The sequence below is a fragment of the Enterobacter sp. EGD-HP1 genome, assembly GCF_000733275.2.
Taxonomy (GTDB): domain Bacteria; phylum Pseudomonadota; class Gammaproteobacteria; order Enterobacterales; family Enterobacteriaceae; genus Enterobacter.
Genome location: NZ_AVOP01000032.1, coordinates 116,699 through 133,060, shown reverse-complemented (window position 1 = coordinate 133,060; position 16,362 = coordinate 116,699). Strand labels below are relative to the sequence as shown.

Annotated in this window: 15 protein-coding genes; 11 read left to right on the top strand and 4 right to left on the bottom strand. The window is 52.4% G+C overall.

Annotated elements, in window-relative coordinates; genetic code table 11:
* Nucleotides 1-49: 49 nt before the first annotated feature.
* Nucleotides 50-2,728 (bottom strand): bifunctional acetaldehyde-CoA/alcohol dehydrogenase, encoded by a 2,679-nt coding sequence (adhE, locus tag N037_RS16260; protein ID WP_032642215.1) that lies wholly within the window; start codon nucleotides 2,726-2,728, stop codon nucleotides 50-52.
* 478 nt (nucleotides 2,729-3,206) lie between these two features.
* Between adhE and N037_RS16255 the strand changes: the two genes are divergently transcribed.
* The 7 genes from N037_RS16255 to N037_RS16225 all read left to right on the top strand — a co-directional run bounded on the left by N037_RS16255 (nucleotide 3,207) and on the right by N037_RS16225 (nucleotide 11,094).
* Nucleotides 3,207-3,854: a YchE family NAAT transporter gene (locus tag N037_RS16255; protein WP_023335975.1), complete on the top strand. Its 648-nt coding sequence runs from the start codon at nucleotides 3,207-3,209 to the stop codon at nucleotides 3,852-3,854.
* A 770-nt stretch (nucleotides 3,855-4,624) separates the two neighbouring features.
* Nucleotides 4,625-6,256, top strand: a complete 1,632-nt coding sequence (gene oppA / locus N037_RS16250; RefSeq protein ID WP_023335974.1) for an oligopeptide ABC transporter substrate-binding protein OppA — start codon at nucleotides 4,625-4,627, stop codon at nucleotides 6,254-6,256.
* Between the two features lie 84 nt (nucleotides 6,257-6,340).
* Nucleotides 6,341-7,261 (top strand): oligopeptide ABC transporter permease OppB, encoded by a 921-nt coding sequence (oppB, locus tag N037_RS16245; RefSeq protein ID WP_008502786.1) that lies wholly within the window; start codon nucleotides 6,341-6,343, stop codon nucleotides 7,259-7,261.
* Nucleotides 7,262-7,275: 14 nt separating this feature from the next.
* The gene (gene oppC / locus N037_RS16240; RefSeq protein WP_032642213.1) at nucleotides 7,276-8,184 is read left to right on the top strand and encodes an oligopeptide ABC transporter permease OppC; all 909 of its coding nucleotides are present in this window, start codon (nucleotides 7,276-7,278) and stop codon (nucleotides 8,182-8,184) included.
* A gap of 11 nt (nucleotides 8,185-8,195) precedes the next feature.
* Nucleotides 8,196-9,209 carry an ABC transporter ATP-binding protein gene (locus N037_RS16235; protein WP_023335973.1) on the top strand — a complete coding sequence of 338 codons (1,014 nt, stop codon included), beginning with the start codon at nucleotides 8,196-8,198 and terminating at the stop codon, nucleotides 9,207-9,209.
* Nucleotides 9,206-10,210, top strand: coding sequence for a murein tripeptide/oligopeptide ABC transporter ATP-binding protein OppF (oppF, locus tag N037_RS16230; protein WP_032642210.1), 1,005 nt, complete (start codon nucleotides 9,206-9,208; stop codon nucleotides 10,208-10,210). The genes N037_RS16235 and oppF overlap by 4 nt, the downstream gene beginning before the upstream one ends.
* A 14-nt stretch (nucleotides 10,211-10,224) precedes the next feature.
* Nucleotides 10,225-11,094, top strand: coding sequence for an ion transporter (locus N037_RS16225; protein ID WP_032642208.1), 870 nt, complete (start codon nucleotides 10,225-10,227; stop codon nucleotides 11,092-11,094).
* Between the two features lie 31 nt (nucleotides 11,095-11,125).
* Here the strand turns inward: N037_RS16225 and N037_RS16220 are convergent, their stop codons facing one another.
* On the bottom strand, nucleotides 11,126-11,455 hold the full coding sequence (locus tag N037_RS16220) for an HI1450 family dsDNA-mimic protein (protein ID WP_006810881.1): 330 nt from the start codon (nucleotides 11,453-11,455) through the stop codon (nucleotides 11,126-11,128).
* Nucleotides 11,456-11,488: 33 nt separating this feature from the next.
* Nucleotides 11,489-12,949, bottom strand: a complete 1,461-nt coding sequence (cls, locus tag N037_RS16215; RefSeq protein ID WP_023335970.1) for a cardiolipin synthase — start codon at nucleotides 12,947-12,949, stop codon at nucleotides 11,489-11,491.
* 158 nt (nucleotides 12,950-13,107) lie between these two features.
* On the opposite strand from cls, the gene N037_RS24920 reads away from it, so the two are divergent.
* From N037_RS24920 to N037_RS16205, 3 genes are all read left to right on the top strand, one after another.
* Nucleotides 13,108-13,281: a YciY family protein gene (locus N037_RS24920; protein ID WP_086379783.1), complete on the top strand. Its 174-nt coding sequence runs from the start codon at nucleotides 13,108-13,110 to the stop codon at nucleotides 13,279-13,281.
* A gap of 107 nt (nucleotides 13,282-13,388) precedes the next feature.
* A complete protein-coding gene (leuE, locus tag N037_RS16210) occupies nucleotides 13,389-14,024 on the top strand; it encodes a leucine efflux protein LeuE (RefSeq protein WP_032642206.1) in 636 nt (211 codons plus the stop codon).
* Between the two features lie 90 nt (nucleotides 14,025-14,114).
* Entirely contained in the window at nucleotides 14,115-15,068 is a 954-nt protein-coding gene (locus N037_RS16205; RefSeq protein WP_032642204.1) for a bifunctional helix-turn-helix transcriptional regulator/GNAT family N-acetyltransferase, read from the top strand.
* Between the two features lie 41 nt (nucleotides 15,069-15,109).
* Here the strand turns inward: N037_RS16205 and N037_RS16200 are convergent, their stop codons facing one another.
* Nucleotides 15,110-15,406, bottom strand: a complete 297-nt coding sequence (locus N037_RS16200) for a YciI family protein (protein WP_023327637.1) — start codon at nucleotides 15,404-15,406, stop codon at nucleotides 15,110-15,112.
* A 220-nt stretch (nucleotides 15,407-15,626) separates the two neighbouring features.
* Between N037_RS16200 and tonB the strand changes: the two genes are divergently transcribed.
* The gene (gene tonB, locus N037_RS16195; RefSeq protein ID WP_032642203.1) at nucleotides 15,627-16,349 is read left to right on the top strand and encodes a TonB system transport protein TonB; all 723 of its coding nucleotides are present in this window, start codon (nucleotides 15,627-15,629) and stop codon (nucleotides 16,347-16,349) included.
* The last annotated feature ends 13 nt before the right edge of the window (nucleotides 16,350-16,362 follow it).

Below are 16,362 nucleotides of genomic sequence, written 5' to 3'. Positions count from 1 at the left end.
CAGACATAAAAAAACCCGCCATAAAGGCGGGTTTTTCATTTGCTGTCAGTTAAGCGCTTTTCTTTGCTTTCTTGTCAGCTTTGATGACAGGAACGTCTGTTTTCACAGCAGTAACGTCATTTTCTTTGAACTCACGACCGTAGAAGGTATCCAGCAGAATCTGTTTCAGCTCGGAGATCAGTGGGTAGCGCGGGTTAGCACCAGTACACTGGTCATCAAATGCGTCTTCAGACAGCTTATCTACGTGAGCGAGGAAGTCAGCTTCCTGAACGCCCGCTTCACGGATGGATTTAGGAATACCCAGTTCAGCTTTCAGGCTTTCCAGCCATGCCAGCAGTTTCTCAATCTTCGCAGCAGTACGGTCGCCCGGTGCGCTCAGACCAAGGTGGTCTGCAATTTCAGCATAACGACGACGTGCTTGCGGACGGTCGTACTGGCTGAAAGCAGTCTGCTTGGTTGGGTTGTCGTTAGCGTTATAACGGATAACGTTGCTGATCAACAGGGCGTTCGCCAGACCGTGAGGAATGTGGAACTGAGAACCCAGCTTGTGCGCCATAGAGTGGCAAACACCCAGGAAGGCGTTCGCAAACGCGATACCGGCGATGGTTGCTGCACTGTGAACGCGTTCACGTGCTACCGGGTTTTTAGACCCTTCGTTGTAGGACGCTGGCAGGTTTTCTTTCAGCAGTTTCAGAGCCTGCAGAGCCTGACCGTCAGAGAACTCAGACGCCAGTACAGAAACGTAGGCTTCCAGGGCGTGAGTTACCGCATCCAGACCACCGAACGCACACAGTGACTTCGGCATTTCCATGACCAGGTTCGCATCAACGATAGCCATGTCTGGGGTCAGAGCATAGTCAGCCAGTGGGTATTTCTGACCTGTTGCATCGTCTGTTACAACCGCGAATGGTGTTACTTCTGAACCGGTACCGGAAGTGGTGGTGACCGCGATCATTTTCGCTTTTACGCCCATTTTCGGGAACTTGTAGATACGTTTACGGATGTCCATAAAGCGCAGCGCCAGTTCTTCGAAGTGGGTTTCAGGATGCTCGTACATGACCCACATGATTTTCGCGGCGTCCATTGGGGAACCACCACCCAGTGCGATAATCACATCTGGTTTGAAGGAGTTAGCCAGCTCAGCACCTTTACGCACAACGCTCAGGGTAGGGTCAGCTTCAACTTCAAAGAACACTTCAGTCTCAACGCCAGCCGCTTTCAGCACAGAGGTGATCTGGTCAGCGTAGCCGTTGTTGAACAGGAAACGGTCAGTCACGATGAGCGCACGTTTGTGGCCATCAATAATCACTTCATCCAGCGCGATTGGCAGTGAGCCACGGCGGAAGTAGATAGATTTCGGAAGTTTGTGCCACAACATGTTTTCAGCTCGCTTAGCAACGGTTTTCTTGTTGATCAGGTGTTTTGGACCAACGTTTTCAGAGATGGAGTTACCACCCCAGGAACCACAACCCAGAGTCAGGGAAGGTGCGAGTTTAAAGTTGTACAGGTCACCGATACCACCCTGAGAAGCAGGGGTGTTAATCAGGATACGTGCAGTTTTCATCATCTGACCGAAGTGAGCAACACGCTCTGGCTGGTTATCCTGGTCGGTGTACAGACAAGAGGTGTGACCGATACCGCCCATAGCAACCAGCTTCTCGGCTTTCTCTACTGCGTCTTCGAAATCTTTCGCACGGTACATGGCAAGCGTTGGAGACAGTTTTTCGTGTGCAAACGGCTCGCTTTCGTCGACAACTTTTACTTCACCGATCAGAATTTTGGTTGTTGCCGGAACGGTAAAGCCTGCGAGTTCAGCAATTTTGTACGCTGGCTGACCCACGATAGCGGCGTTCAGCGCGCCATTTTTCAGGATGATGTCCTGAACCGCTTTCAGCTCTTTGCCCTGCAGCAGGTAGCCGCCGTGGCTGGCGAAACGTTCGCGAACCGCATCGTACACGGAATCGACAACAACAACAGACTGTTCAGATGCACAGATCACGCCGTTATCGAAGGTTTTAGACATCAGTACAGACGCAACGGCACGTTTGATGTCAGCGGTTTCGTCGATAACAACAGGGGTGTTACCCGCACCCACACCGATAGCTGGTTTACCGGAGCTGTATGCGGCTTTAACCATGCCAGGACCACCGGTCGCCAGGATCAGGTTAATGTCTGGGTGATGCATCAGCGCATTGGAAAGCTCAACGGAAGGTTGGTCGATCCAGCCAATCAGATCTTTTGGTGCGCCAGCCGCGATCGCCGCCTGCAGGACAATATCCGCAGCTTTGTTAGTCGCGTCTTTCGCACGTGGATGTGGAGAGAAGATGATTGCGTTACGGGTCTTCAGGCTAATCAGTGATTTGAAGATAGCAGTAGACGTTGGGTTAGTGGTCGGAACAATACCGCAGATGATGCCGATAGGTTCAGCGATGGTGATGGTACCGAAGGTGTCGTCTTCGGACAGCACGCCACAGGTTTTCTCATCTTTATAGGCGTTGTAGATATACTCAGAAGCGAAGTGGTTTTTAATCACTTTATCTTCCACGATACCCATGCCGGATTCGGCAACGGCCATTTTAGCGAGAGGGATTCGAGCATCTGCAGCAGCCAGTGCGGCCGCGCGGAAGATTTTATCAACCTGTTCTTGGGTGAAATTGGCATATTCACGCTGGGCTTTTTTAACGCGCTCGACGAGGGCGTTCAGTTCAGCGATATTAGTAACAGCCATAATGCTCTCCTGATAATGTTTAAACTCTTTTAGTAAACCAGCGCTCGATACGTCAGACAGTATAGACAGAGCCAATACGACTTGCGTAACACAAAGTAAAACAAAGAGTTACTTTCTGCGTCAGCACACTAATTTACTAAAAGAGCCTTACCTTAGCATCATCCCTTTTTGTCAGGCGATCTCCCTGGGGGCGTAACCAAGATTACTCACTTCTGAGTACGGAAATCATGATCTGTGTCAATTTTCTCCCAAGCTGATACCTTTCAGCAGGGTTATTTTGTGCTGATTTTTCCAGTGTTAAATAATTACGTAAGTATTAGAAGCGACGCTATCATTGATTATACATATGTTTAACATCCTGAAATGATAACGTTTTGGTACAGATTTCAAGTGAAGTATGCTGATAAAAAGGGTATCTTCAGCGCGAATTCTCATGACAAATTGTCAGTCCCGGGCATGTGTATAAGCGGAGCAAAACGTGATCCAAACGCTCTTTGATTTTCCAACGTATTTTAAATTTTTTATTGGTTTGTTTGCCCTGGTCAACCCGGTGGGGATCATTCCTGTCTTCATTAGTATGACGAGTTACCAGACGGCGGCGGCCAGGAATAAGACCAACCTCACCGCTAACCTGTCAGTGGCTATCATATTGCTCACCTCCCTTTTTTTGGGTGATGCCATTCTCCAGCTCTTCGGAATTTCGATTGACTCTTTCCGCATTGCGGGTGGGATCCTGGTCGTGACCATCGCGATGTCCATGATCAGCGGTAAGCTGGGCGAGGATAAACAGAACAAGCAGGAGAAGTCAGAAACCGCCATCCGCGAAAGTATTGGCGTAGTACCGCTGGCCTTACCGCTGATGGCTGGCCCCGGTGCCATCAGTTCAACGATTGTCTGGGGCACGCGTTACCATAGCCTGATGCACCTGATTGGTTTTTCCATCGCCATTGCGCTTTTCGCGCTCTGCTGTTGGGGCGTATTCCGCATGGCACCCTGGCTGGTGCGCCTGTTGGGGCAGACGGGCATTAACGTCATAACGCGTATCATGGGCCTGCTGTTGATGGCGTTGGGGATTGAATTCATCGTCACGGGTATTAAAAGCATTTTCCCCGGTTTGCTGCATTGAAATTTCGTATGAAAGAACGGAGCAACGGCTCCGTTTTTTTACATCATTATCAGTAAATCCTATAACTAAAGTTGAAATGCTCACATATCATAATAAATTCTACTAATAATGTTCATTGCTTGTATTTCAACAAGTTATTAATTCCCGCCAAACCCGCCTGCGCAGAAAACCTTCGATCGAACTGTTATTTTACTCACATGATACTCTGGGGCTTGCTGAGAGATAACCGAAATGATATTAGTAAATTCAACATTCCCCTAGATGAATGTGCTAAATAATAACCAGTTGTTAAATTTTTGTACAAAATCACTCGATGATAGCGCAGCGACGCGCTTGTAGAGAAAAAATTCTCTATCTTATTGAATATCATGTTTTTTTATTGATATTCGATGTCCGGCAGGGCTGCCCTCAACGATACGATACTCACCGTAAAAGAGAATTGCTTAACAAATTTGCAAAATGTATTGGCGCGGGTTTACGCCATTTGATACTTTCCGGCCTAATATTTTGCAGCATAAAACAATCAGATGAGAATTATTTTCATATGGTTCTCTTCTCAGATATCCAGCGCAGGTCTCAAACAGGGGAGGCCTGTAAAGAATCGACGCAAGACGGCCATACGAGCGGTCAGTAATAAAAAAGTCGGTGATAGCAAGCAGTAAAAGAAGAACCTGACAGCAGCAAAAAAAACTCCTGCGCTGTACAGGCCCCAACAGGGGATTACACAGCTGGCGAAGGCCAGTCATTATAATGAGTGGAGTACCAACACAATGTCCATCATCACAAAAAAAAATCTGGTAGCGGCGGGGATTTTAACTGCGCTAATCGCGGGAAACGCTGCAATGGCTGCGGACGTTCCTGCAGGTGTTCAACTGGCGGAGAAGCAGACGCTGGTGCGTAACAACGGTGCGGAAGTTCAGTCTCTTGACCCGCACAAAATTGAAGGTGTTCCTGAGTCTAACGTTAACCGCGACCTGTTCGAAGGCCTGCTGGTGACAGACGTAGACGGCCACCCGGCGCCGGGTGTGGCAGAAAAATGGGAAAACAAAGATTTCAAAGTCTGGACCTTCCATCTGCGTAAAGATGCGAAATGGTCCGACGGTACGCCGGTCACGGCCGAAGATTTCGTTTATAGCTGGCAGCGTCTTGCGAATCCAACGACCGCCTCTCCGTATGCGAGCTACCTGCAATATGGCCACATCGCCAATATTGATGACATCATCGCGGGCAAAAAACCGATCACTGATCTGGGCGTTAAAGCGATCGATGCCAATACCTTCGAAGTCACGTTGAGCGAACCTGTTCCGTACTTCTATAAGCTGCTGGTTCACCCGTCCGTCTCCCCGGTACCAAAATCTGCCGTGGAAAAATTTGGTGAGAAATGGACGCAGCCTGCCAATATCGTCACCAACGGTGCCTATAAGCTGAAAGACTGGGTGGTCAACGAACGTATGGTGCTTGACCGTAACCCACAGTATTGGGATAACGCGAAAACCGTCATTGACCAGGTGACCTACCTGCCAATTTCGTCCGAAGTGACGGATGTTAACCGCTACCGCAGCGGTGAAATCGACATGACCTATAACAACATGCCGATTGAACTGTTCCAGAAACTGAAAAAAGAGATCCCTAAAGAAGTTCACGTCGATCCGTACCTGTGCACCTATTACTATGAAATCAACAACCAGAAAGCACCGTTCACCGACGTACGTGTCCGTACCGCGCTGAAGCTGGCACTGGATCGCGATATCATCGTGAACAAAGTGAAAAACCAGGGCGATCTGCCGGCGTACAGCTATACCCCGCCGTACACCGATGGCGCAAAACTGACCGAGCCAGACTGGTTCAAACAGACTCAAGAACAGCGTAACGCAGAAGCGAAGAAACTGCTGGCCGAAGCGGGCTACACCGCTGATAAGCCGCTGACCTTCAGCCTGCTGTACAACACTTCCGATCTGCACAAAAAACTGGCTATCGCCGTCGCCTCCATCTGGAAAAAGAACCTGGGCGCGAATGTGAAGCTGGAGAACCAGGAGTGGAAAACCTTCCTCGACAGCCGCCATCAGGGCACCTTTGACGTGGCGCGTGCAGGCTGGTGTGCGGACTATAACGAACCGACCTCCTTCCTGAACACCATGCTGAGCGACAGCTCGAACAACACCGCGCACTACAAGAGCCCGGCGTTCGACAAGCTGATTGGCGACACGCTGAAAACCACTGACGAAGCGCAGCGTACAGAACTGTACTCTAAGGCCGAGCAGCAGCTGGATAAAGATTCCGCGATCGTTCCGGTTTACTACTACGTTAACGCCCGTCTGGTGAAACCGTGGGTAGGTGGATATACCGGTAAAGACCCGATGGATAATATCTACGTTAAAAACTTGTATATTATCAAGCATTAATGGCAATGAGTGGGGCGGGCGAGCTCGCCCCACGGTGTCTAACCAACGTCACATAATATAGGCACACGCCAGAAGGTACGGGCAATGTTGAAATTTATCCTACGTCGCTGTCTTGAAGCGATTCCAACGCTATTTATTCTCATCACGATTTCCTTCTTCATGATGCGCCTTGCGCCGGGAAGTCCATTTACCGGTGAGCGTACGCTGCCGCCTGAAGTCATGGCGAATATCGAAGCGAAATACCACTTAAACGATCCTATCTCCACCCAGTACTTCAATTATCTGAAGCAGTTGGCTCACGGCGATTTTGGACCGTCATTTAAATATAAAGACTATTCCGTTAACGACCTGGTTGCGTCCAGCTTCCCGGTTTCGGCTAAGTTGGGTGCTGCGGCATTCATTCTGGCCATCGTTTTCGGCGTCACCGCAGGCGTTATCGCCGCGCTCAGACAAAATACCAAATGGGATTATGCCGTAATGGGGGTGGCAATGACCGGGGTAGTCATACCCAGCTTCGTTGTCGCGCCATTACTGGTGATGATATTTGCCATCACGCTGAAGTGGCTGCCTGGCGGCGGCTGGAACGGCGGGGCATTGAAGTTCATGATTTTGCCGATGGTGGCATTATCTCTGGCGTACATCGCAAGTATCGCGCGTATCACCCGTGGTTCAATGATCGAAGTGCTGCACTCAAACTTCATTCGTACCGCGCGCGCTAAAGGGCTGCCGATGCGTCGGATTATCTTCCGCCATGCGCTCAAACCGGCGCTGTTGCCTGTGCTCTCCTATATGGGACCGGCTTTTGTCGGGATCATCACCGGCTCTATGGTTATCGAAACAATCTACGGCCTGCCTGGCATTGGTCAGCTGTTCGTTAACGGCGCGCTCAACCGCGACTATTCGCTGGTACTGAGCCTGACGATTCTCGTCGGTGCGCTGACCATTCTCTTTAACGCTATCGTCGATGTGCTGTATGCCGTCATCGATCCGAAAATCCGTTACTAACGCTGGAGCACGCCATGATGTTGAGTAAGAAAAACAGCGAGGCGCTGGAAAACTTCAGTGAAAAACTGGAAGTAGAAGGTCGTAGCCTCTGGCAGTATGCGCGCCGTCGCTTTATGCACAACCGTGCAGCGGTTGCCAGTCTGGTTGTTCTGGTGATCATCGCGCTGTTTGTGACCCTGGCGCCGATGCTGTCGCAATTTACCTATTTCGACACCGACTGGGGCATGATGTCCAGCGCGCCGGATATGGAATCAGGCCACTATTTTGGCACGGACTCCTCAGGACGCGATCTGCTGGTGCGTGTCGCTATCGGTGGCCGTATCTCGCTGATGGTTGGTATTGCTGCCGCGCTGGTGGCGGTGATCGTGGGTACGCTCTACGGTTCACTTTCCGGCTATCTTGGCGGCAAAATTGATTCGGTAATGATGCGTCTGCTGGAAATCCTGAACTCCTTCCCGTTCATGTTCTTCGTCATCCTGCTGGTGACCTTCTTCGGCCAGAATATCCTGTTGATCTTCGTGGCCATCGGGATGGTTTCCTGGCTGGATATGGCGCGTATTGTTCGCGGCCAGACGCTGAGCCTTAAACGCAAAGAGTTTATCGAAGCCGCGCAGGTAGGCGGTGTATCCACCGGGAATATCGTGGTTCGCCATATTGTTCCTAACGTGCTGGGCGTGGTGGTGGTCTATGCCTCACTGCTGGTGCCAAGCATGATCCTCTTTGAATCTTTCCTGAGCTTCCTGGGGCTGGGTACACAAGAGCCACTGAGCAGCTGGGGCGCACTGCTGAGCGATGGCGCAAACTCGATGGAAGTTTCACCGTGGCTGCTGCTTTATCCGGCGGGTTTCCTGGTCGTCACCCTGTTTTGTTTTAACTTTATCGGCGATGGCCTGCGTGATGCCCTCGATCCGAAAGACCGTTAAGGAGCGCCGTCATGACAATTATTGAAACGGCCACTGCGCCACAGGTTCAACAGCAGAACAATCTTCTGCTGGATGTAAAAGACCTCCGCGTGACCTTTAAAACGCCGGACGGGGATGTTACCGCCGTCAACGATCTCAACTTCAACCTGCGCGCGGGTGAAACGCTGGGGATCGTTGGGGAATCCGGTTCCGGAAAATCCCAGACGGCCTTTGCGCTGATGGGGCTGCTGGCCGCTAACGGCGTGATTGGCGGCTCCGCTAAATTCAACGGTCGCGAAATCCTCAACCTGCCGGAGCACGAGCTGAACAAGCTGCGTGCCGAGCAGATCTCGATGATTTTCCAGGATCCGATGACCTCGCTGAACCCGTACATGCGCGTCGGCGAGCAGCTGATGGAAGTCCTGATGCTGCATAAAGGCCTGGGCAAAGCGGAAGCCTTTGAAGAGTCGGTCAAAATGCTGGATGCGGTGAAAATGCCGGAGGCGCGTAAGCGTATGCGCATGTTCCCGCACGAGTTTTCTGGCGGTATGCGTCAGCGCGTGATGATTGCGATGGCGCTGCTGTGCCGGCCAAAGCTGCTGATTGCCGATGAACCTACCACCGCGCTGGACGTTACCGTGCAGGCGCAAATCATGACCCTGTTGAACGAGCTGAAGCGTGAGTTCAACACGGCGATTATCATGATCACCCACGACCTGGGCGTGGTGGCGGGCATCTGTGACAAAGTGCTGGTGATGTACGCCGGTCGTACCATGGAATACGGCAAAGCGCGCGATGTCTTCTATCAGCCTGCGCACCCGTACTCCATTGGTCTGTTGAATGCGGTGCCGCGTCTGGATGCGGAAGGGGAATCTCTTCTCACCATTCCGGGCAACCCGCCAAACCTGCTGCGTCTGCCGAAAGGCTGTCCGTTCCAGCCGCGCTGCCCGCACGCGATGGAAATCTGCAACAGCGCTCCGCCGCTGGAAGAGTTTGCACCAGGCCGTCTGCGCGCCTGCTTTAAGCCGCAGGAGGAGCTGGTATGAACGCATTAGATGAAAAACGCAACGTGCTGCTCGAAATCGCTGACCTTAAAGTGCATTTCGACATCAAAGACGGCAAACAGTGGTTCTGGCAGCCGCCAAAGACCCTCAAAGCGGTGGACGGCGTCACGCTGCGCCTGTACGAAGGGGAAACCCTGGGCGTGGTGGGAGAGTCCGGCTGCGGTAAATCGACCTTCGCGCGAGCCATTATTGGTCTGGTAAAAGCTACCGACGGAAAAGTGGCCTGGCTGGGCAAAAATCTGCTGGGCATGAAACCCGACGAGTGGCGTGCGGTGCGCAGCAATATCCAGATGATTTTCCAGGATCCGCTGGCGTCACTTAACCCCCGTATGACCATCGGCGAGATTATTGCCGAGCCGCTGCGGACCTATCATCCGAAGATGTCTCGTCAGGAAGTGCGCGATCGCGTTAAGGCGATGATGATGAAAGTCGGTCTGTTGCCTAACCTCATCAACCGCTATCCGCATGAATTCTCAGGCGGTCAGTGCCAGCGTATTGGTATTGCCCGTGCGCTGATCCTCGAACCGAAGCTGATTATCTGCGATGAGCCGGTTTCCGCGCTGGACGTCTCCATTCAGGCGCAGGTGGTTAACCTGCTGCAGAAGCTGCAGCGCGAAATGGGGCTGTCGCTGATCTTCATCGCGCATGACCTGGCCGTGGTGAAACACATCTCTGACCGCGTGCTGGTGATGTACCTGGGTCATGCGGTGGAGCTGGGCACCTATGACGAGGTGTACCACAATCCATTGCACCCATACACCAGAGCGCTGATGTCCGCAGTGCCGATCCCCGATCCCGATCTGGAGAAAAATAAAACCATCCAGCTTCTGGAAGGGGAATTACCCTCACCGATTAACCCGCCGTCGGGCTGCGTCTTCCGCACCCGCTGCCCAATGGCCGGGCCGGAATGTGCAAAAACGCGACCGGTTCTTGAAGGTAGTTTCCGACATGCGGTTTCCTGCCTGAAAGTAGACCCGTTATAATCGCAAGGGCTGACATGATGTCAGCCCTTATTTTTTGCGAGGTTACTGTGTCGCGTGTATTCACGTTAGCCCGTCGGCGGCTATATCATTTTTTATTCGATCCTGAAACGGTATCCGGGCGACGCTTCGAAGGTCTTTGCGGTTTATTTGCGCTCCTCAGCGTGGTTGTCATCTTTATTGAATCCGGTGCCGGGACGCAATACCACCTGACGTTTGACGAATGGCATATCTTTGTCTGGCTTGAACTGGCGATTACCCTGGTCTTTACCGCCGAATATCTCCTCAGAGTAATAGCCTGGCCCAACCCGGCCAGATATGTTTTCAGCTTCTGGGGATGTATTGATTTAGCCACCATCCTGCCGCTCTACGTGATGTGGCTGTGGCCGGAGATCAGCCTGAGCTATGTCTTTGCCTGGCGAGCGATGCGCGTGATTCGGGTATTACGTATTCTGAAATTACTGCGCTTTATGCCGTCATTACGCGTGTTCTGGAGTGCGATCGTCAGCGCGCGGCATCAGCTTATTTTGTTCTACTCGTTTATTGCCATCGTCATGATCGTTTTTGGCGCGCTGATGTATTTAATAGAAGGGCCTAAATATGGCTTCACGACGCTGAATGCCTCCGTTTACTGGGCGATAGTGACCGTGACGACCGTGGGGTATGGCGATATCACGCCCCACACGCCGCTGGGACGCATAGTTGCATCAGTATTGATTCTGATTGGTTATTCGGTGATTGCGATCCCGACGGGGCTGATAACCACGCACATGAGCAGTGCCTTTCAGAGTCGCAAGCAGCAGCGCAAATGTCCTCATTGCCAGCAGGGCGAGCATGAACATAGCGCGCGGTTTTGTTACCGCTGCGGCAGTGAATTGCCGGAGTAAATAAAAAAGGCTGCAATTGCAGCCTTTTTTATTATTCGCGCCAGAGTATATGGCACAGCTTGTGGTCTTTCTCACGACACAGCAGGACGCGAGCGAAGATATCGTTAATTTCGCCGCCGTCTTCATCAGCCAGCCCAATCACCACTTCGGCAAAGAAGTCCGGATTCAGGTCGAAATCCACATGCTCAGCCCAGTCTTCTGAAGGGTCGAACAGTTCAGCGCCGCCGCGCTCTTCGAACTGCAGATTGAAGAGGATCACGTCTGCGGGATCGAGGTTATCAACCGCCAGTTCGAGAAAAATGTCATAGGCCTGCTCGAGCGTTTCGTCTTCGGTCAGGCGATTGTTCAGATCCATTTCCATGATGACTACCTGTTTAACATCGTTGGGCACGTTTTACAGCAACGGACTAAAGAAGTAAAACAGTCGTTCGGCAATTCTCTGCCACAGCGGACGTTTTACCCACAGTCTGGCATCCAGCAGCCGCGAGCGGGAGATATAGTCATCCTGCACCGCGGCGAGATCGCCGCCAAAGCCAGCATCGTCAATGACCAGCGTAATTTCAAAGTTTAGCCACAGGCTGCGCATATCCAGGTTGACCGTTCCCACAAGGCTCAGTTCACCGTCGACGAGAACGCTCTTGGTGTGGAGCAATCCGCCCTCAAACTGGTAAATTTTCACCCCGGCGGCCAGCAGTTCGCTAAAGAATGCCCGGCTGGCCCAGCCTACCAGTAGGGAGTCATTTTTGCGCGGCAAAATGATGCTCACATCGACACCGCGCTGTGCTGCGGTACAGATCGCATGCAGGAGGTCGTCGCTGGGGACAAAGTAGGGCGTCGTCATGATCAAATATTCACGCGCTGAGTAGGTTGCCGTCAGCAGCGCCTGATGAATTAAGTCCTCCGGGAAGCCCGGCCCGGAAGCAATGGTATGAATGGTGTGACCGCTGGCCTCTTCAAACGGCATTATATTGCCGTCCGGTGGAGGCGGCAGGATACGCTTGCCGGTTTCAATCTCCCAGTCGCAGGAATACACGATGCCCATCGAGGTGGCAATCGGCCCCTCCATTCGCGCCATCAAATCAACCCATTGACCTACCCCCGAGTCCTGTTTAAAGAAGCGCGGGTCAACCATATTCATGCTGCCGGTGTAGGCAATATAGTTATCGATCATGATCATTTTGCGGTGCTGGCGGAGATCCATTCGGCGCAGAAACACGCGGAGGAGATTTACCTTCAATGCCTCAACCACCTCAATACCGGCATTGCGCATCATGCCCGCCCAGGGGCTGCGGAAAAATGCCACGCTGCCTGCAGAATCAAGCATCAGGCGGCAATGTATACCGCGACGCGCGGCGGCCATCAGCGACTCAGCGACCTGGTCAGCCATCCCGCCGGGCTGCCAGATATAAAAAACCATCTCGATATTATGACGCGCCAGCTGGATATCGCGGATTAACGCCTGCATAACGTCGTCCGACGAGGTCAGCAGCTGCAGCTGGTTGCCCTTAACGCCGCCAATTCCCTGGCGGCGCTCGCACAGCTTAAACAGGGATGAGGCGACGCTGCTGTTCTCCTCGGCAAAGATATGTTTGCAGGCTTTAAGGTCGTGGAGCCACTTCGCGGTAGAGGGCCACATGGCACGGGCCCGTTCGGCGCGGCGTTTACCCAGATGTAGCTCGCCGAAAGAGAGATAGGCAATAATTCCCACCAGAGGGAGGATATAGATTATCAGAAGCCAGGCCATGGCAGAGGGTACGGCTCTGCGCTTCATCAGGATGCGTAATGTCACACCCGCGATTAACAGCCAGTATCCCAAAATGACCAGCCAACTCACCACGGTGTAGAAGGTTGTCATAGGTAAAAAAATCCTTTTGAAAGCGTATTGTTATGAGTGTACGCATCAGGATTCATCTGGCAAATAAAAACGCCAGGTAAAAGCGCTGGTTTGCTGCCGGGTTGGGTTTATAATGGCCTTTCTTTTAGAGAAAAAGTATTAGAGAAAGAGTTGTAGACATGAAGCGCAGTAGAACTGAAGTAGGGCGCTGGCGCATGTTGCGACAGGTGAGTCGTCGCAAAGCTCGTTGGCTGGAAGCACAATCCCGCCGCAATATGCGTATTCACGCCATCAGAAAATGTGGATTGACCAGGCACCGCAATGCGTTGCTGTTCGCAGTCCAGGATATCTGAAACCATGAGGGCACCGTAATGGTGCCCGCTGATTTTATAGCGTCTGATTTTTGGGAATAGCGTATTTGCAGCGTTGTTCCAGTTGCGTTTAGCAAAAGGAGGGAGAAGTGTTTGCGGAGTTTGGCGTACTGAATTTCTGGACGTATGTTGTTGGCGCATTTTTTATCGTGCTGGTGCCAGGACCGAATACCCTGTTTGTGTTAAAAACCGGGATCGGACACGGCGTTAAAAAAGGGTATCTCGCCGCCACGGGTGTATTCATCGGCGATGCGGTGCTGATGTTTCTGGCCTGGGCGGGCGTCGCGGCATTAATTCAGACTACGCCGGTACTGTTTAATATCGTGCGCTATCTCGGGGCCTTCTATCTGCTCTGGCTGGGGGGCAAAATGCTCTGGTCGGTGGTGAACCGCCAGAAAAATGCCCATGAGAGCGGCCCTGAACCTGCCAGTATGATCATGAAACGTTCGCTGGTGTTAAGCCTGACCAACCCCAAAGCGATTCTTTTCTACGTATCGTTTTTCGTTCAGTTCATCGACGTGAATGCACAAAGTACCGGCACTTCTTTCCTGATCCTCGCGACGACGCTGGAGTTAATAAGCTTTACGTACATGAGCTTCCTGATTTTCTCAGGCGCCTTTGTCACACGTTATCTGAAAACCAAAAAGAAACTGGCAAAGCTGGGGAACGGTCTGATTGGGCTACTGTTTGTCGGGTTTGCGGCGAGGTTAGCGTCGCTGCATTGATGGTTAAAAAAGGCTCCTGAGGGAGCTTTTTTTGTTTGACAACCCCTGATCATTTGGTTGTATAGTACAACTAAATGATGAGGGCAGAACATGCACAGCGAAACCCCGGTAGTCAGTGTTATTCGACGTTCCTCGCGCCTGATGGTGCGAGAGTTAGGTTTTATGGCCTCGACCCTGGCCTCAACGAACTATTCGCCTTCGGCCGTCCATACCCTGGTCGAGATAGCCCTGCGCAAAGAGATGACGGCAAGCCAGCTGGTGCAGCTGCTGGGCCTGGAAAAGTCCAGCGTCAGCCGGATGCTGGCTCGCCTGATTGCCGCGGGTGAACTCGAGGAGGTGACTTCACCTGAAGATGCGAGAGCGAAGAGCCTCAGGCTGACCGCGAAAGGTCATGAGACGGTCAGTAAAATCAATACCTTTAGCAACGAGCGCGTGGTCTCAGCAATAAAGAGTCTTGCTCCTGCCCAACAGCAGACCATTTCTGAGGGACTCTCTCTTTACGCCAACGCGCTGCTGGCGTGCCGTGAAAAGGCCAACGACACGCGCCCCGACGAGCTCACGATAGTACAGGGGTACATTCCTGGGATGATTGGCCGTATCGCGGAGATGCACGGGGTCTATTACGCGCGCGAGCATCATTTTGGCCGTTTTTTTGAGGCCAAAGTGGCTACAGGGGTTGCAGAATTTAGTGAGCGGTTGGATAAACCGTGCAATCAGATCTGGCTGGCGGTGATGAACGGCAGGATAGTGGGGTCGGTGGCGATAGATGGCGAGGATTTAGCGCCGGGTGAAGCCCATCTTCGCTGGTTTATTCTTGACGATGGCTGCCGGGGACACGGGGTGGGGAAAAAACTGCTGACCGAAGCGATGCGCTTTTGTGACAGCGTGGGTTTCTCTGCCGTGCATCTCTGGACATTCAATAAGCTGACCGCCGCCCGGCGTCTGTACGAGTCGTTTGGGTTTAGGTTGGTAAAAGAGTGGGAAGGTGACCAGTGGGGAAGCCTGATTACAGAGCAGCAGTTTACCCGGCATAGAGACGCATAACCGCCGCAATAAAAAAGGCTCCTTTCGGAGCCGCTTTGGTATCAGAACACTTTCTTATACGGTCTGACCGTCACTTTTGCATACACCCCCGCTGCAACGTAAGGGTCTGCGTCAGCCCAGGCCTGAGCGGCTTCCTGGGATTCAAACTCAGCAATCACAGTGGAACCGGCAAAACCGGCGGCGCCCGGATCGTTGCTGTCTACTGCTGGCATTGGGCCGGCGGTCAGTAAACGGCCTTCATCCTGGAGTAGCTGCAAACGTGCCAGATGCGCAGGGCGCACAGACTGGCGTTTTTCGAGCGAATCAGCAACATCTTCAGAGTAAATCACGTAAAACACGGCGAAGCTCCTTAACCGGTAAAAGTGTCAGTTACGTTATGTGAAAGGTCAAATGACTGCAATGTAAAATAAAAACAATGTTAATACCCTGATCTGACTGCGCCTTTTTTGGCCTCTCATGTGCGAAAGTTGCGCCAGAACAAAGTGTCTTATTGAATATGATTGCTATTTGCATTTAAAATCAGTGTTCGGTTTTTTAACGTTGATGATTATGACTTCGATGACCCTTGATTTACCTCGCCGCTTTCCCTGGCCGACGCTGCTTTCCGTCGTGATTCACGGTGCTGTTGTGGCGGGCTTGCTGTATACCTCGGTTCATCAGGTTATTGAAATGCCCGCGCCCGCGCAGCCGATTTCGGTGACGATGGTCTCGCCAGCGGATCTCGAGCCGCCGCAGGCTGCACCTCCGCCACCGCAGCCGGTAGCTGAACCTGAGCCAGAGCCCGAGCCCGTTCCGGCGCCACCGAAGGAAGCGCCGGTGGTGATCCACAAGCCTGAACCGAAGCCAAAACCTAAGCCGAAGCCAAAGCCGGTGAAGAAGGTCGAGGAGCGTCCAAAACGCGAAGAACGTCCGGTTGAACCGCGCGCGACCCAGACGGTGGAGAATGCGGCTCCTTCGCGTCCGGTGATGAATAACACCGCGACAGCGCCTAAGCCGACAGTCAGTGCCCCTGCGGGCCCGCGCGCGCTGAGTCGCAATCAGCCTCAGTATCCGGCGCGAGCTCAGGCCTTGCGTATTGAAGGCCGCGTAAGGGTGAAATTTGACGTGACCGTGGATGGCCGCGTGGATAACGTGGAGATCTTGTCCGCTCAGCCTTCGAATATGTTTGAACGCGAAGTGAAATCGGCGATGCGCAGATGGCGCTATGAAGCCGGAAAACCGGGCAGTGGTCTGATTGTGAATATTGTTTTCCGCCTGAATGGCGGGGCGCAGATGGAATAAAAAAAGCCTCCTG

Coding starts and splice junctions, on each gene's coding strand:
- N037_RS16225 (WP_032642208.1), top strand. CDS start 10,225: ATGATGTCAGCCCTTATTTTTTGCGAGGTTACTGTGTCGCGTGTATTC.
- cls (WP_023335970.1), bottom strand. CDS start 12,949: ATGACAACCTTCTACACCGTGGTGAGTTGGCTGGTCATTTTGGGATAC.
- N037_RS16235 (WP_023335973.1), top strand. CDS start 8,196: ATGACAATTATTGAAACGGCCACTGCGCCACAGGTTCAACAGCAGAAC.
- N037_RS24920 (WP_086379783.1), top strand. CDS start 13,108: ATGAAGCGCAGTAGAACTGAAGTAGGGCGCTGGCGCATGTTGCGACAG.
- oppB (WP_008502786.1), top strand. CDS start 6,341: ATGTTGAAATTTATCCTACGTCGCTGTCTTGAAGCGATTCCAACGCTA.
- N037_RS16205 (WP_032642204.1), top strand. CDS start 14,115: ATGCACAGCGAAACCCCGGTAGTCAGTGTTATTCGACGTTCCTCGCGC.
- tonB (WP_032642203.1), top strand. CDS start 15,627: ATGACCCTTGATTTACCTCGCCGCTTTCCCTGGCCGACGCTGCTTTCC.
- adhE (WP_032642215.1), bottom strand. CDS start 2,728: ATGGCTGTTACTAATATCGCTGAACTGAACGCCCTCGTCGAGCGCGTT.
- oppA (WP_023335974.1), top strand. CDS start 4,625: ATGTCCATCATCACAAAAAAAAATCTGGTAGCGGCGGGGATTTTAACT.
- N037_RS16220 (WP_006810881.1), bottom strand. CDS start 11,455: ATGGAAATGGATCTGAACAATCGCCTGACCGAAGACGAAACGCTCGAG.
- oppF (WP_032642210.1), top strand. CDS start 9,206: ATGAACGCATTAGATGAAAAACGCAACGTGCTGCTCGAAATCGCTGAC.
- oppC (WP_032642213.1), top strand. CDS start 7,276: ATGATGTTGAGTAAGAAAAACAGCGAGGCGCTGGAAAACTTCAGTGAA.